Origin of the sequence: Nonlabens sp. Asnod3-A02 (assembly GCF_045063755.1) — a bacterium.
Classification (GTDB): Bacteria; Bacteroidota; Bacteroidia; order Flavobacteriales; family Flavobacteriaceae; genus Nonlabens; species Nonlabens xylanidelens.
In genome coordinates this window covers 1,330,964-1,348,450 of record NZ_JBEFOC010000007.1, presented here as the reverse complement: position 1 = coordinate 1,348,450, position 17,487 = coordinate 1,330,964, and the positions used below count along the sequence as shown (strand labels likewise).

Below are 17,487 nucleotides of genomic sequence, written 5' to 3'. Positions count from 1 at the left end.
CTGCGCAGTCTTTTCATAATTAAGTTCAAGTCTTTATCTTTGCAGCAAACAAAGAGATACCATGTTCGATTTTGATCAATACTTAGGCTTTTTAGCATTTTTAGGAATTCTAACTTTAGGATTTTGGTTAATGATATTTTTAACAACATTTGTAATTCCTTTTTGGATTACAGGAGCATTGTTAGAAAAGAGAAAATTAAAGAAAGAAGCAAAGCTTAAAGAAGAGAAATAATATTCTTTTTATATAGCATTGTACTATATATGATAACCGTCTAGAATTTTTCTAGACGGTTTTTTTGTGGCTTGTTTTGAGAATTTTCCGTTCCCCAACCCTGAAGGATGCAGAAAATGATTTGCAATTTTCCGTTCCCCAACCCTGAAGGGTGCGGAAAATGATTTGCGATTTCTTTAAATGAAGAAATAGAAACCTACCCTTTAGGGCTAGGGAAGGGTTTTGGTGAAATTTGCTTTTAGTTTATTGAGAGTTTTTGGCTTCTGTGCGATTTTCAGTTCCCCAACCCTAAAGGGTGCGGAAAAAAGGACTTGAAATTTTCCGTTCCCCAACCCTGAAGGGTGCGGGAAATGATTTGCGCTATTTTTTATAAATGAATAAATAGAAAGCTACCCTTTAGGGTTAGGGAGGGTTTCTTTGAATTTTTCGTTCCCCAACCCTAAAGGGTGCGGAAAATGATTTGCACTATTTTTTATAAATAATAAATAGAAACCTACCCTTTAAGGTTAGGGAAGGGTTTCTTTGAATTTTCCGTTCCCAACCCTAAAGGTTGCGGAAAATGATTTGCACTATTTTTTATAAATAATAAATAGAAACCTACCCTTTAGGGTTAGGGAAGGGTTTTGGTGAATTTTCCGTTCCCCAGCCCTAAAGGGTGCGGAAAATGATTTGTACTATTTTTTATAAATGAAGAAATAGAAACCTACCCTTTAGGGTTAGGGAAGGGTTTTGGTAGTATTTTTTAAGCATAAAAAAAAGCCCATTTCAAGTAATTGAAATGGGCTTTTGAATTTTAAGAATTAGTTCTTATTTATCCTCTGGTTTTAGGATCGCTAAGAAGTAATCTTTTGTAAGATATTTGTTTGCAGCATCCTGAATATCTTTTGCAGTAAGTGCGTTTACGGCTTTTTCATATTCTAATACTTTATTAATGTCTTTTTTATCTTCGTCTGCATCTACAAGAACGCTTAGCCAGTAACGGTTAGTTTTTACCGTTTCCTTATAGTCTAGTAAATACCCCTCTTTTACTTTATTCAAGTCTTTTTCTGAAGGTCCGTTCTTTTTGATAAGATCGATTTCATTCATGGTTGCATCTACTAGTTTATCTACGTTATCTGGTCCACAAGGGAACGAGATACCAAAACTAAATGCTGGATAAGGTGTTTTTCTCAAAGAGCCACGCGCACCACCAGAATAGATACCACCTTCTTTCTCACGTAGTGTTTCTATGATCTTAATGGTAAGAGCTTCTCCTAGTGCATCTACAGCAAGGTTTTCTTTTGCGCTATAAGCTGGTACTTCATAACTCCAGTTTATTCTCACGCTACTCTTGTCATCAGTACCTTTTTTAACCACTTTCTTGCGTGTACCTTTTGCTTCTCTCCAGTCGTTTACTTTGTAACTCTCGTTAGAATTTAAACCAGGTAAACTAGCGATGTATTTCTTAGAGAATTCTTCTACTTGTGCTTTATCTACATTTCCTACTAGATAAAAGTGAAAATCACCAGCGTCTGCAAAGCGTTCTTGATATAATTTATAAGCTAGATCATAGTCTGCTTCGTCAAATTTTTCTTCAGTTGGGAAGCCTGTGTAACGAGGGTTAGAACCGTAACGTATTTTATTAATCTCGTTACTGAAGTAAGTGTTAGGGTCTGACATCATGCGACCTATAAAAGATTTTTGCTTAGAGATAAAACTAGCAAAAGCTTCGTCATCTTTATTTAAATCGGTAAAGTATAAATGAATCAATTGAAACATTACTTCTAGGTCTTTAGGGGTAGCGCTACCTCTAAAACTCTCAGTAAGAGAACCTATACGTGGCGATACATTTACTAGTTTACCTGTCAAAAACTTAGACATATCTGTTTGAGACATACCAGCGACACCAGCTTGTGTTAGACCACCATTTGCTAGTCCAGTTTTCTTAGCATCTTCATCGCTGTATAAACTTGTACCACCATAACTGAAGGCGCTCATAAGGATCTCGTCATTTTTAAAGTCAGTAGGTTTTACAGTTACTGTAGTACCATTGCTTAATGTGTAGGTAGTTGTACCTACTTTATCGTTAGATGTAGTCTTAGAAATACTTCCTGCAGCAGGTAGTTTTTCAATTAAACTTTCTCTTACTTCTGTATCTTCATATGGAGCAACTTTAGTAGCTGCAACTTCACTTACTACTTTAAGCACTTGCGCCTCTGTAGGTGGAGTGTCTGTGGTAGGACCAGTAAAAACGATAGTACGGTTATCATCATGGATGTAATCGTTAATTTTTGCATTTACTTCTTCTACATTAATACCAGGAAGTAATTCCATAGTCTTATTATAATTCCACTCGATGCTTGGTACTGCTTCTTTAGAAAAATAACTTTGTACATACTGTCCTACTATACGACTGCTTTCTAGTTTATCTCTGTCTTTGTAATAAGAATCAAAGAAAGAACCATAGGCTTGTTTTGCACGATCAAGTTCTGCCTGACCAAAACCGTATAACTTCACTCGTTGATTTTCTTCTAGTAATGCTTTTAAAGCAGCAAGCTGACCATCTGGCGCACTACCAGCAAACGACGAATAAGCATTCTTATTTCTAGCTACTGTACCACCGTAACTACTAGAACCAAATATAAACGGCGGATTAGGCTTTTGTGTCAGTTCTTGTAACCTGTTGTTGATCATAAAAGAGAAAAGCCCATTCACTAGGTCATCTCTATAATCACCTACCGTAAGAGTAGGAGTAGAGGCTACTTTATCCTTGTAAGATATGTTTACACTGGCAAATGTTGCTTCTTTATCCTGTGCGATAGCCACCTTTGTATCTGGGTGATTAGGTAATTCTATTACAGGACGTTTTCTAGGATTTACTGGTTTAGGAATTTTAGCAAAATGATCTTTGATCTTTTGCTCCATAACAGCAACATCTAGATCTCCCACAGCAACTACTGCCATAAGATCTGGACGGTACCAGTCTTTGTAAAATCTTTTTAAAACCTCAGGTTTAAAGTTTTTAAGAATTTCATCTTTTCCTATCGGTAATCTATCGGCATATTTTGAATTATAGAACTGTACCGGTATAGTAACCTTATTCATTCTATCTGACGCACCTTTACCGGTACGTGATTCTTCTAGTACCACACCACGCTCGTCATTAATAGCATCTGTTTCTAGTTTTGCACCGCCAGCCCAGTCTTCTATAATAGTAAAACCTTGTTCTAGCTTTTCTGGGTCGTCACTAGGTATAGGAAGAATGTAAACAGTCTCGTCAAAACTGGTGTAAGCATTTAAATCTGCACCGAATTTGACACCTATTCCTTGTAGATAATCTACTAATTCATTTTTCTCAAAATGGTTCGTACCATTAAAATTCATGTGTTCCATAAAATGCGCAAGACCTTGCTGGTCGTCATCTTCTAGAACAGATCCTGCGTTGATAGCAAGTCTTAATTCTACTTTATCTTCTGGTTTACCGTTGTTTTTTACATAGTAAGTAAGACCGTTAGGTAATGTCCCCATGCGCACACTAGGATCCATAGGTATGGCTTCTGTCATTCCAGCAACTGCAGGAACTTGTAAAGCTGGTGGTGGAGGCGGTGGTGGTGGGGTGTTTGTCTTGTTGTCGGTTACTTTAGGTCCACATGCGGCTATGGTAAGCGCAAGTGCTCCTAAGTAAGGAATCCATACTTTTTTCATTTAATTGGTTTTTTGGGTTAGTTTTGATTATTGGTTTTTTTGGTGTTCTCGCTTTCGCGAAAGCGAAACTGAAATCCAACAGTGCTATATCGGTATAGAAATTGCTAGTTTAAAATCAGATCACAGCATAAAGAACGCAACTATTGTTCTAAAATTATAATTTATTCTATTAATTATTGTTAACACAATTCATGAAATTACCTAAAAAATCCATTTTTAAATTAAGCTACCTCTTTGTATTGCTGGTTTTTATGGCAAACGACGTAAGAGCGCAAAATTTTAACGATGCAAAATCTTACCTTACCTTTATAGATGGTCAAAATGAAAAGGTAGTCACCAGTGTATGGGATTACATGCGACTGTATACTTTTTCTAAGGATGATATCGCCATAAAAGGAAAGCGTAAAAAACTAGAAAACACCATACGCAATAGTATTACAAAGGTGAAAAAGGTAAAGGCGTTTGATTCAGATTTAAAACTGGCGATGATTAATTATCTAGAAGGTAATCAGGCTATTGTAAAAGAAGACTTACTAGCGCTTTTAAAGAATAAAGATGTTAGTAAGGTTACTACAAATCAATTGCAAATTCTACAAAATATAAGAAAGACGGTGTATAAGTTAAGAGCCGACTATAATGATGCGGTTGCTGTTTATGGAAATAAACACGATTTAATCATTAAAGAAAACACGAGTGAACTGGCTCTTAATATGAAACAGACTATTATGGTTTATGATTATTATAACGAGCTGCAGCTGGCTTTTTCTAGTTTGCAACAAGCAGAGAGAAATTTCTGGCAGGGCTTAAATGAAAAAGATATTACTAGCTATCGTAATGATGTAGAGAATTTAAAATCAAAACTATACGACACTACGCAACTAGATAAATTTAATTCTTACAGTACAGATGACAGTTTGTACAAAGCGCTGGTTAAGTACAATGAAAAATTAAATACACAAGTAACGGTAGGTCTTAAACCTATAGAGGTTATTAAGGAAGATGCCCAGACTGGTTCTAGAGAGAACATTATGACAAAAACAGATGCATATAATACGGCAATCCATGAGGCAAATGTGTGGAGAAAAACTTTTTACAAAGAGTGGAGAGAAATAAGCGCTAATTTTTTACAGACTCATGTACCACATCGTGCAGGATAATGATAAAGCGTTTTATTAAAAGGACTGTCCTTATTATATATAAGAATTAATTAGAGACTCAATAGAATAATAAAATATCAAAAAGCAGCAGTTTTATTGCTGCTTTTTGATATTTATGGTTGTAAACATAGCTGCAAGATTTTATATTTACAACTTATTAAAAATTAAATAGAAATGGGTAGAGCATTTGAATTTCGCAAGGCGCGTAAAATGAAAAGATGGAGTGCAATGTCTAAGGCATTTACTAGAATAGGTAAAGATATAGTTATTGCTGTAAAAGAAGGTGGGCCAGATCCAGATTCTAACTCTCGCCTGCGTGCTGTTATACAAAATGCCAAGGCGGTAAACATGCCTAAGGTAAATGTAGAGCGTGCGATTAAAAAAGCAACTGATAAGGATACTGCAAATTTTGAGACTGTACTTTTTGAAGGTTATGCACCACATGGTATTGCTGTACTGGTAGAAACGTCTACAGATAATAATAACAGAACGGTAGCAAATGTGCGTAGTCATTTTACAAAAAGTGATGGTAACCTAGGTACATCAGGATCTGTGGAATTTATGTTTGACCATAAATGTCATTTTAGAATCCCTGCCGAAGGTCAAGACTTAGAAGAATTAGAACTGGAGTTAATAGACTTCGGTGCCGAAGAGTTATTCTTTGATGAGAAGGATGAGGAAGACAGCAACTCTGTAGATGGAATTATGATTTATGGAGATTTTCAAAATTATGGTACGCTACAAAAAGGACTGGAAGAACTTAATATAGAAATCTTAAGTTCAGATTTTGAATACATTTCTACTATAGAAAAAGAAGTAACCGAAGAGCAGCGCGCAGATATCGATAAACTTCTAGATAAACTAGATGAGGATGATGACGTGAATAACGTCTATACTACTATGAAGGAGTAAGAGCAGGAGAGGTGTTCGTTTAGTTTCGCTTTCGCGAAAGCGGAATAAATACAGTTAGTAGGTTATTTGTGTATTTTACCGATGTAAATCTATTTATCGGTACAAATTTAGAAATAACGATTAATATCCTTAACTTTAACATTATTAACTAAAACAAAAATATACAATGGTAAAAGCAAAATATCAAAGCGTACTAGACTTAGGAGAAAAACTAAGTATTCAAGATGGTGATGTACAGGTGAATGGTGATAAAATTGAAATAAGAGGTACAGCAGCAACTCCATATGATAAGGATTTATTATGGGACGAGATTAAAAAGGTAGGTGGTGATAACCCAGCAGACCTTATGGCTGATATTCAAGTTGCCGATGATTCTATTTATACAAAGCACACTGTAAAGAGTGGTGAGTCATTAAGTCTTATTGCAAAGCATTATTTTAAAGACCCAATGAAGTACAAGCAAATCTTTGAAGCAAATACTGGTTTACTAGATAATCCAGATGTGATACACCCAGGTCAGGAACTAGTTATTCCTAATCTATAGTACAGTATAAAGTCTTAAAAAAGTCTTTATAAAATGTTAAGCCTCGCTACTCGCGAGGCTTTTTTTTGTTAAAATGTTACATTATTGTAGGAAAAATTATATATAAAAGTGTAAAAATTCGATCAATTACATAGTTGCAGTCTTAATAATCGATAAAGTGTATCCTTGTTAAGTGTGTAAACGTGTTTTTTAACTGTTAATCAGGTGTTTAATCGATATTGTGTAGCAATTGTTAAAATTCAAATAAATAACAGAGTGTAGGTGTTAAATTTGCATTATGATAAATCGTTAACAAAACGTATTATGAAAGCCCTCTACCTTACAACTATTACTTCTATTAATCATTGCTTTAACCTTGAGAAACGGTTTAGGACATTTAATAATATATTAAACTATTTATTATTAGATATTAAGACAACGGTTATTGCCGTTGCAACCCTTTTAATCTGCTCAAATACCATGTATTCTCAGTGTGTGCCCACTGGTATGCAAGATTTTAACAATTTTAATATAACTAATTTTCAAGTCACAGGAGATGCTGCAAGTCAGATTAATAACAATACAGGTGCCGACAATTCTACCTATTCAGATTTTACTAACCAAGTTTTAAATGTTACAGGTGGTACAAGTTATAATTTTTCTTTAGACCATGTAAAAGAATCGTGGGGTAATTTAAAGGTAGTTGCGTGGATTGATTATGGTGCAAATGGTACATTTGTTCAAGTGTTTGATTCTGGTGCTTATATAAATAATAATGCAGGTACTGCAACTACAAATGGTAGTTTTACGGTAGCACTAGCGGCTCCATCTGGACCTTCAATACTTAGGATAGCTGCTTCATATTGTAGTACTTGTGGAGGCGGTGCTTCAATAGATGCCAGTGGATGTAGCTTTACTGGTAGGGCAGAAGTAGAGGATTATACCTTGAATGTTGCTGTTTCTCCCAATGTTTCTGCGACTGATGATGAATTAAATGTCCTTTTGAATTCTTCTGGTGCAAGCAATAGAATAGATGTTGGCTTGAATGATAATATAGGTACTGTTAATGGAAGTTCTGGGGATGACTATAGTCTTATAACAGCAACGCCTACAACTAATGGTGGAACAATTATAGAGATTACAGATGGTATATTTGAATACAATCCTGCGGTAAATTTTATAGGAACAGATAGTTTTGATTATCAAATTTGTGATGCTGGTTCAATTTGTGAATCGGCTACGGTATATATAACTGTGAATACAGGGGCATGTGTTCCGACTTCTAATTCTAATGCAAGAACAGGTAATGAAGTACACTACATTACTAGAGTACAAGTTTCTGGTGAATCACAAAACATTGATAACACTTCAGGCGATGATGGCGGTTATGGTAATTATATAGATGTACCACCAGCCGACATGATACCAGGTAATAGTTACACAATAGATTTAGATGTATTTAATAATGGGAGTAATAATTCTGGTTGGGCAGCTTTTATAGATTTTAATGGCAATGGTGATTTTAATGATGCAGGGGACAATGTTTATGCAACCAATGGCACCGGTGGAACTGAAGCAAGTCCTTATGCGGTAAGGACTATTACTATACCAACATCTGCTGTTACCGGTAAAACGGTACTTCGTATAGGTAGTAGAAGGTATTGGGCTAGTGTAGAGTCTTGTGGTACTACAGATACTGGTTTTGGTCTTCAGTCAGAAGAATTTGAGGATTATGTAATCGATATTTTGCCTGTTGCGGGAGCAAATATATCATTGTCAGGGAATGCTGTGGCCATTGCGTATAATAGTACTACAACAACTCTGGCAGATGGTACTAACTATGGAGTTGTAGATAGTAACATAGGTGATGATGTGCATACATTTGTAATTACTAATAATGGTTCTAGTGATTTGACTTTAGGATTAGTAGGACCCATTACTTTTGGTACAGGATCTCATAGTTCTTTTACTTTAGAAAATACTCCGGTACCAGGTACGATTTTAATACCAGGGGCTACAGAAACTTTTCAAATAAGATATACACCTAGAACTATAGGACAGCATAACGGTACTATAGAAATAAGTAGTGATGATTCTAATGAAAATCCATTCATCTTTGCGATTCAAGGAGAAGGTGCACAAATTTATCCTGATACAGATGGAGATGGTGTGCCAGATAATGTAGATGTAGATGATGATAATGATGGTATAAGAGATGTAGATGAACAAAATGCATGTTTATTGAGTCCATTAAGCACAACAGCAGATGTAATTTTCTTAAATGAAACATTTGGTGCAGGTACCAATAGGGTTACTATAGATGGTTCTACTGCAGGTGTTACTACTACTTACTGTTATGAAGATGGTACGATAGTTCAAGGGCCTAATGAATGTGATACTGAAGTAAATCTAGGGGATGGTAACTATACTGTTCATTATTCTATTAGTGACAATAATGGTTCAACGAATATAGGTCCTTTTGGTCCAGATGTTTCTACTTGGTCAGAAGATGTTTGGTATTATGGAGAAGATCATACAGTGGGTGATGTAAATGGTAGAATGGCAATATTTAATGCAGATGTAGATCCAGGAGTTTTTTATGAAACAGAGATAGTAGGTACGGTACCAGGTGCTCCTATATTTTATGAGTTTTGGGCATTGAACATAGATAGACAAGATTCTGATTTTCCTGGAACTGAACTACCAAGAATTCTACCTAACGTAACAGTTAATTTCTTCAATTCTGATAAGTCGGTTTTACTTGATTCTTATAATGCAGGAGATGTAGAACGTTGTACAGACGGTTCTCACAACGGTTGTGGTTCTTTGTCTCAGTGGATACAGTTTAACACAACAGTAACTCTAGCAGATAGCGATTTTATCATACAAATGGTGAATAATTCTCCAGGAGGTTTAGGAAATGATCTAGCTCTAGATGATATTAAAATTACACAAACTCTTTGTGACCTTGATGGTGACGGTGTTGCAGACGTTATAGATCTTGATAATGATAACGATGGTATTCCTAATGTATATGAAATAGGACAGCCTGCAGGGTTAGCTGTATTAGATAGCGATGAAGATGGAACAACTCTAGAAGTTGTTTGGGTAGATGTTGATGGTAATGGTTTACATGACGCTTATGAAACTTATACGCCTAGAGACAGCGATGGAGATGGTGTGCCAGATTATCTTGATCTAGATAGTGATAATGATGGAATATTTGATGTTTTAGAATATGATGGTTTAGGAGATCTAGATGTTAACGGCGATGGAATAGGTGAAGGTACAGATGCAATATCAGGTGTTGATACTGATGAATTTGATGGTGATGGATTACTAGGTACTATAGATGATAATGATGATGATGCAGATGGTGAAGATCATGGAACAATGAATTTTGTTCTACCTCTAGATACTGACAATGATGGTTTGCCAGATTATATAGATGTAGATAGTAATGATAATTTAAATGACCTATCTAACGGTAGCGATATTGATAATTCCTATTACGCAGGTCAGGATGGTGATGGTGATGGTAGAGTAGATGGCAGCGTAGACACCGATAGAGATGGAGTTTATGATGGAAACAACGACTTTGATACAGGTATTTATGGTGCGCCTATAGATCTAGATGATGATTTATCCATATTCTTTGACGGTAGAAATGATTACTTACAAACTCCTGCACCTGTAACAGCTGGCCTGAGCAGTTCTACTATTATGGCATGGGCTCTTGCAGAAAATACAGGTACAAATGTAACCGTGATGGGAGAAGAGAATTTTAATATTTCTCTAGATAGTGCGAGTAGGGTAATAGTAACTGCTATCGATGCAGGTGGTAACACTTATACAGTTTCTTCTCCTGGTACTATTTCAAATACTAAGTGGGTAAATATTTCAGCAACATATACGGCTACAGATCTTAAACTATTTATTAATGGTGTAGAAGAAGCTACTATCGCTACAGCAGGCGCTGCTTTATCAAATGCATCTGGTAGTCCTTTTACAGTAGGTAATTCAGCTACGGCTGGATCTTCTAATTATTATAGAGGATTCTTGGATGAAATTAGAGTATTCAACAAAGGTATAGACATTGCTGATGTAAGAAGACTTATGTACCAAGAAATAGAAGCTAATGGAACACTAGTTACTGGTAAGATCTTACCTAAGAACACAAGTGTTTTATGGAATGATATTGCTGTTTATTATGACTTTGCCAGTATAGAAGGTGATATCGTATTTGATGCTGCAAGTAATACAGATATAAGAATGTATAATGTGAAGAAGATAGTGCCACAAACAGCACCTATTCCTTATGTTACCGCTCAAGATGGATTGTTATCTGATAACGCAACTTTTGTACAGACCGTAGTATGGGATCCAGCAGATATTGAAAACTACGATTACACCATTATTAAAGTAGGACATGAAACGACACTAGATGTTAGTATATCTACAGTAGGTGTTGTAGTAGACGCTGCAGCTTCTATTATGGTCGAAGATGGTAATTATTTAGAGAATGAATGGTATGTAATTCTTAATGGTTTAATAGACCTAGAAGGAGATGCGCAACTAGTACAAACCATTGATAGTGATTTAGATGTTTCAAGTGCTGGTCGTTTAAAGAGATGGCAAGAAGGTAAAAGTGATGTGTTTAGTTACAATTACTGGAGTTCTCCTGTAGGAGTTGAAAATACAACTAGTAATAACAATACCTTTAATTTAGGTATGTTACAAGATGCAGATGGCTTTATTAATATTACTGGTGTAGGAGTAAGAACACCACCTGTAACAATTCCTACAACGATAAGTGGTAGATGGTTACATACTTTTAATAATGGAGTTTCATATGCAGACTGGTTTAGAATAGATGGTACTAGTCCTATAGATGCAGGTCATGGATGGAGTCAGAAAGGGGCAGGAGCAGTAGGTGATCAAGAATATCTATTTGAGGGTAAACCTAACAACGGTTCTATAAATATTACAGCAATAGATACCGATGGTGATCCAGCTGTAGATCTAACTACTTCATTATTAGGTAATCCTTATCCTAGTGCGATCGATGCACGTACATTTATAGATGATAATGCAAGTGTTATAGATGGTGCCGTTTACTTATGGGATCAATTCGGTAGTACCGACCATATACTAGCAAATTATGAAGGTGGTTATGCAACTATAACAAAAATGGCAACAGTAAATGCAACACAAATTGCAGGAAGTGGAGCTTTAGGAGGTACAACTGTAGGTACAGTAGTCCCTACATTTTTCTTACCAGTATCTCAAGGATTCTTTGTAACTCTAACAGATAATGGTACATTGAACTTTAACAATGGGCAACGTGTCTTTAAACAAGAAAGTTTAGGAGAAAGTATATTTGTAAGCGCACCAGGTTCACCACAGCCTACAGCAGATAGATCTGATTATCAAGATGAGACTATTGATATATTAAGATTAGAGTTAGAAGCTGATAATGGAGCGTCCAAAGAGATCGTTTTAGGTTTTGCAGATTTTCTTACCGATGGAGTAGATTATGGATATGATGGAGCTATGTTTGAAGCTTTAAGAGATACAGATATGTACACCTCTTATAATGGTAAAAACTTTGTAATAAGATCTTTTGATCAAATTACACCTTCTAAGGTAGTACCATTAACCGTTCATGGAATTTCTACAGTTAATTACAAGATAAGTGCAAAGGAGATTGCTAACATTTCTGCATCTCAAGAACTATATTTAAGAGATAACGAGACTAATACTTATCATGATTTAAGAAATGGAGAATATTACTTCACACTTTCTGCAGATGGTAAAAACAGTTCTAGATTTGAAATCGTCTTTGAACAAAGAACTTTAGGCTTAGACGAGGAGACTTTAGAACAAATAGATATTTATTATTTAAATAATGATGGTAAGATTTATGTAGATCATTTACAAGAATCTGTAAGTGCAATGAATGTATATGACCTTTCAGGTAAATCATTATTCAGCTTCCGCGAAAGCGAACTTACCAACATACAAAACGGTATTTACATCCCTCAAGTTTCTTCAGGCATTTACCTTGTTGAGATAGATGTAAAAGGAACTAAAAAATCTGTAAAGATCATAGTAAACTAAACAGTATTAATTTGAAAACTGCTTTTGTAAGTAAAAACAAAAGCAGTTTTTTTTTCAATTCCCCTAATCAATTAAAATAAAATCATGAATAAAACTTTACTCGTATTAGCATTTTGTTGGAGTATTTTTTCTCTAGCACAAAATCCTGAAACTAACGGTAGAAACTGGACAGTTACAAAGTTGGCTAACATGGATCAGTTAGTTTCTTATCCTAATGAAATTACTTATGGACCTGATGGCTTTTTGTGGATTACAGAAAGAGCAGCGCTAGATAATACATCAGATGCTACTAACGGAGAACGCGTGGTGCGTATAGATCCTAATACTGGTGCAAAAACCGTAATGTTAGATCTTCATAATGAGGTGTATAGCGCAGCTGGACAAGATGGTCTTATGGGAATGGCTATACATCCAGATCTTTATACAGATATAACGACTACGACTAATAATTATGTTTACCTAGCTTATACATATTCTAATACTTCATCTCCATACGGTAGAGATCGCAGTTTAAGAATAGAACGATTTGAATATGATAATTCAACGAATACATTAGTACCTAACACATCTACTACAGGAACTATTAATGATGGTACTTCTAATGTACTCATCCAAGGAATGGATGCTAGTAATGATCATAATTCTGGTAGAATGAAAATAGGGCCAGACCTTAAAATTTATTACACATCTGGTGATTTAGGAGCAAATCAATTTCAAAATTTCTGTCAGTTAGTACAGTCACAAGCATTACCTACACAAGCTGCGGTTAATGCAAATGATTGGTCAGCCTATAAAGGGAAATCATTACGTATTAACTTAGATGGAACGATTCCAGTTGATAATCCTAAATTTTACCCATTTGCTGTACCTGATGGAAGTGCAGGTAATCCATTTTCTAATTCGCCAGTACCAAATAATGCGGATACTATGCGCCCAGATTCTGATAAGGTACAATCTCATATTTTTACTTATGGACATAGAAATGCGCAGGGAATTGTTTTTGATAGTAACGGAACTTTATTTCAATCCGAGCATGGAGATAGAGTAGATGACGAGGTTCATGTTCTAGTAGGAGGTAAAAATTATGGATGGCCACTTATCGTAGGTGAACGTGATGACCTAGGTTATGAGCAATGTATTAAAGGATCTGCAGCTGGTTGCTCATGGACAGGAAATAATGATTGCCCTTCTGGAGCACTTACAAATAAAGAGACAGATTTTCCCTTACCAGTGGATTTTCAAGGACCTATAGCAACTTATGGTAGTACAGTTACTGCTGTGCCACAAGGAGGCTTTTTAACATGGCCTACTGTAGCACCTTCAAGTATTGATGTGTATGAGGGTAATGGTAACTTACCTTTCTCTAAAAATTTAATCATTCCTACACTTAAAAAAGGAGCTCTTTACCGTTATGGTGTCGATGCATCTAATAATATAACAACAGACCTTATTGAGTTTCACTCATCCATAGATAGATATAGAGATATTGCTATTTCTGCAGATGGTAATACTATTTATGCAGTAACTGATAGTGGTGGTTCTACTTCAGGACCATCAGGGACATCTTCGCTAGGTGTTGCAAATCCTGGTGCTGTGTTTAAATTTGAGTATCAAAGTTTTCCAGAACCTTCAAATCAAGCAACAAGTTTGGTAGCTACTTCAAATGGTGTAGACATCAACCTAAGTTGGAATGATGCTGTAGGTACAAATAGTGCCGATGGTTATGCACTTGCAGTAAGTACTACATCAGGTAGTTTTCCGACTTTTACAGATGGAACAGACTTTTCAAATGATTTTGATTTTTCTGATGGAAGTGGTCTTGTAAAAGTAAATAGTGGTGTTGAGAATTATGTGTTCAACGATCTAGATGTTAATACTACTTATTACTTCCAGCTTATAGCATTTTCTAACGTAGGTAAAGATATCGACTATCTTAATTCAACAGCTCCTCTAGCAAATGCAACAACTACCATTTCTCTAGATCCAACTATTATAATTACAGAAGTTGTTAGTACAGATATTAATGAGGCATATGTAGAAATTTTTAATTATGGAACAGCAGCAGTTGATCTAGGAGCTGAAGGTTTCTATTTAGCAATTGCTTTTGATGGAAGTAGTAATGCCGTGAATCCTTCTAATCTTACAGCTACTTTACAGCCGGGAGATTATTATACAGTAGGTAGACCAGGAGGGTCTTTTACTCCAGATATCACAGATTATAACCTCCTTAATGGTAATGGAGACGATATTTATGTCTTGTATAATGGAGATGATGTGATAGTTGATATTTACGGTGTGTTAGGTCAAAGTGGTTTCGGTGAACCTTGGGATTATTCTAATTCACGTGCAATAAGAAAAATTACTGTTTCAGAGGCTAACGATACTTGGACGGCATCAGAATGGATTATAGAAACTATATCAAGTTTTAATGATGTAACGGCTAATGCTGGTGAAGACATTAACTTTATTTACAATAATTCTTGGGCACCTTATGACCCAAGCGGTTCTGAATATCAGGCAGAAGATGTTACAGTAATGAATGGTACTGCAAGTTTAACTGCAATGTCTTTATTTAATAATGTTACTGTTCAAACTGGTGCAACGCTAGATTTAGGTACTACAGGAATTGATTTGAGAGAAAACTTACAAGTAGATGGAACTTTTATTGGTTCTCAAGGAACTTTATCTGTGTCAGGAACTTCTAGTCAATCAATTAGTGGTAACAGCTTTGGTCTAAATAATTTAATAGTAGATAATGTACTTGCGGTTAATACTGATGTATCAATAAATAATTTACTTACTGTAAATGATAATTTAACTGTAAACCCTGCAAATATGATGTTGCTTACTAGTAACGCTACAGGCACGGCTTATGTAGGACCAGTAAATGGATCTATAACTGGTAACTTTGCTGTAGAGCATTATGTACCTGCAAAAAGATCTTTTAGATTCTTGAGCCCATCCTTAACTACAGCAAACAGTATAGCAGATAACTGGCAAAATGATTCTGGTCTAACTAGTGGTGCTGGAACACATATTACAGGTTCTGATACTGGAGCAAATGGTTTTGACATGACTAGTTCTGGTGCTCCTTCATTATTTACGTATAATAATACAGGTCAACAATGGGAGGCTATTGCAAACACTTCTACACTAGGGTTAGTTGCTGGTAAAGCATACCGTATGTTAGTGAGAGGTGATAGAACAGTAGATTTAACAAATAATGCTGCAACACCTTCTAATACTACTCTTACTGCAACAGGTAATCTAGTTACAGGAAATGTAACTGACGGTAGTTTAAGCGCCGTAGCAGGAGAGTTTAACTTTGTAGGTAATCCATACCAGGCACCAGTAGATTTAAGTACTGTGCTAGCTGCTTCCAATAACGTGAGCAGTTCATTTGTATATTTATGGGACCCAGCTATCAATACTAGAGGTGCTTATGTTACCGTAGATGTAAGTGCAAATAGCTCAAATAACGCTAGTTCTCTTATGGATAAGTATTTACAACCTAACACGTCATTCTTTATTTCTACACTAGCAGATGGTGCAGCAAGTGTTTCTTTTACAGAATCTGATAAAGATATAACGGCTGGTTTTTCTAATAGCGCAAGAAACAGTGCCACTACAGGTTCTATATCTGTACAACTATATGAGCAAACAGAGTTGCAAAACGGTATGTCTGCTCGTGATGGAGTAGTGGTAAGATTTGACCCAGCTAGCTCTAACGGTGTGGATGGTAATGATGCTATAAAATTCAGCAACCTAGATGAAACTCTTAGTTTTATGAATGGAACTGATAAATTAAGTATTGAAAATCGTTTTACACCTCAAGATAATGAAACACTTTTTCTAGATATAGTAACCTATAGAGCAGTAGACTATGCATTATCTCTAGATGTAACTACAGTAGGTTTACCAGTATACTTAAAAGATAATTTCTTAGGGTCGTACACTTTATTAAACGATGGTAATAATATCTATAATTATTCTATACAGTCTACAGATGCTGCTTCTAGTGCCGCAAATAGATTTGAAATTAAGTTCTCAAATGCAGTCCTTTCTTTAGAAGAGCTTGATATGGTAGAATTTACTATATATCCTAATCCTACTTCTGCAAATAAGACTATTTATATATCAGGTACTGGTGTAGAGACTATAAAATCTGCTTCATTATATAATATGTTAGGTCAGCAAATTATTAACTGGAATGAGATCGATGCGTCTAACAACGAGGCTCAATTAGATTTAGGTAATAATTTAAAAGTAGGTAATTACATCTTGCAAATTAAAAATGCATCAGGTATTACAACGAGTAAACAATTGATTGTTAATTAATCAATTTATAATTCACATAAAAAGGGCTGTTCTTATTAAGAGAACAGCCCTTTTTTTATTCCGTAAGATTCAGAGAATTATTTAAACATATCCATTCCAGGTATGTTAGGCATTCCATCTTTGGCAACTGCTGCGACTTCAGTTTCATAAATTTCTTCAGCCTTGGCAAGCGCTTTATTGGTTACCATAACTAGATAATCTTCTAGTTGCTCTTTATCTTCCAAAAGTTCTGGATCGACAGTTACATTTTTAATTTGACGACTAGCAGTTACCGTTACTTTTAATAAGCCATCACTAGATTGCTCATCTATAAGAACAGTATTCATTCTATTTTTAGTTTCTTCTACTTTTGCTTGGGTCTCCTTCAGTTTTCCCATCATTCCCATCATATCTCCGAACATAATTTATCTTTTTTAATTAAATGTGTAAAATGTTTGTTGTAATTCCGCTTTCGCGAAAGCGAGAACAAAAATAACTCTCTACTAACTATAGTAGCAAATGGAAAGCTATTTTATATCTTG

Annotated in this window: 8 protein-coding genes; 6 read left to right on the top strand and 2 right to left on the bottom strand. The window is 35.4% G+C overall.

Annotation, left to right across the window (positions count from 1 at the left end):
• Positions 1-61: 61 nt before the first annotated feature.
• Entirely contained in the window at positions 62-232 is a 171-nt protein-coding gene (locus ACJJVN_RS09545) for a hypothetical protein (protein WP_170034537.1), read from the top strand.
• Between the two features lie 807 nt (positions 233-1,039).
• Here the strand turns inward: ACJJVN_RS09545 and ACJJVN_RS09540 are convergent.
• A complete protein-coding gene (locus ACJJVN_RS09540) occupies positions 1,040-3,916 on the bottom strand; it encodes a M16 family metallopeptidase (RefSeq protein WP_405377935.1) in 2,877 nt (958 codons plus the stop codon).
• Positions 3,917-4,107: 191 nt separating this feature from the next.
• Here ACJJVN_RS09540 and ACJJVN_RS09535 point away from each other — a divergent pair, with 191 nt between their 5' ends.
• The 5 genes from ACJJVN_RS09535 (at position 4,108) to ACJJVN_RS09515 (ending at position 16,966) form a co-directional block, all read left to right on the top strand.
• Positions 4,108-5,073 carry a hypothetical protein gene (locus ACJJVN_RS09535; protein WP_405377934.1) on the top strand — a complete coding sequence of 322 codons (966 nt, stop codon included), beginning with the start codon at positions 4,108-4,110 and terminating at the stop codon, positions 5,071-5,073.
• 174 nt (positions 5,074-5,247) lie between these two features.
• Complete coding sequence (locus ACJJVN_RS09530; protein WP_104515002.1) at positions 5,248-5,985, top strand: YebC/PmpR family DNA-binding transcriptional regulator; 738 nt, start codon at positions 5,248-5,250, stop codon at positions 5,983-5,985.
• Positions 5,986-6,151: 166 nt separating this feature from the next.
• On the top strand, positions 6,152-6,529 hold the full coding sequence (locus ACJJVN_RS09525; protein ID WP_104515001.1) for a LysM peptidoglycan-binding domain-containing protein: 378 nt from the start codon (positions 6,152-6,154) through the stop codon (positions 6,527-6,529).
• 303 nt (positions 6,530-6,832) lie between these two features.
• A complete protein-coding gene (locus tag ACJJVN_RS09520) occupies positions 6,833-12,628 on the top strand; it encodes a GEVED domain-containing protein (protein WP_405377933.1) in 5,796 nt (1,931 codons plus the stop codon).
• 84 nt (positions 12,629-12,712) lie between these two features.
• Positions 12,713-16,966 carry a PQQ-dependent sugar dehydrogenase gene (locus ACJJVN_RS09515; protein ID WP_405377932.1) on the top strand — a complete coding sequence of 1,418 codons (4,254 nt, stop codon included), beginning with the start codon at positions 12,713-12,715 and terminating at the stop codon, positions 16,964-16,966.
• A 77-nt stretch (positions 16,967-17,043) separates the two neighbouring features.
• On the opposite strand, the gene ACJJVN_RS09510 is transcribed toward ACJJVN_RS09515, so the two are convergent.
• Positions 17,044-17,367, bottom strand: a complete 324-nt coding sequence (locus ACJJVN_RS09510) for a YbaB/EbfC family nucleoid-associated protein (RefSeq protein WP_405377931.1) — start codon at positions 17,365-17,367, stop codon at positions 17,044-17,046.
• Between the last annotated feature and the right edge of the window lie 120 nt (positions 17,368-17,487).

Coding starts and splice junctions, on each gene's coding strand:
- ACJJVN_RS09545 (WP_170034537.1), top strand. CDS start 62: ATGTTCGATTTTGATCAATACTTAGGCTTTTTAGCATTTTTAGGAATT.
- ACJJVN_RS09540 (WP_405377935.1), bottom strand. CDS start 3,916: ATGAAAAAAGTATGGATTCCTTACTTAGGAGCACTTGCGCTTACCATA.
- ACJJVN_RS09535 (WP_405377934.1), top strand. CDS start 4,108: ATGAAATTACCTAAAAAATCCATTTTTAAATTAAGCTACCTCTTTGTA.
- ACJJVN_RS09530 (WP_104515002.1), top strand. CDS start 5,248: ATGGGTAGAGCATTTGAATTTCGCAAGGCGCGTAAAATGAAAAGATGG.
- ACJJVN_RS09525 (WP_104515001.1), top strand. CDS start 6,152: ATGGTAAAAGCAAAATATCAAAGCGTACTAGACTTAGGAGAAAAACTA.
- ACJJVN_RS09520 (WP_405377933.1), top strand. CDS start 6,833: ATGAAAGCCCTCTACCTTACAACTATTACTTCTATTAATCATTGCTTT.
- ACJJVN_RS09515 (WP_405377932.1), top strand. CDS start 12,713: ATGAATAAAACTTTACTCGTATTAGCATTTTGTTGGAGTATTTTTTCT.
- ACJJVN_RS09510 (WP_405377931.1), bottom strand. CDS start 17,367: ATGTTCGGAGATATGATGGGAATGATGGGAAAACTGAAGGAGACCCAA.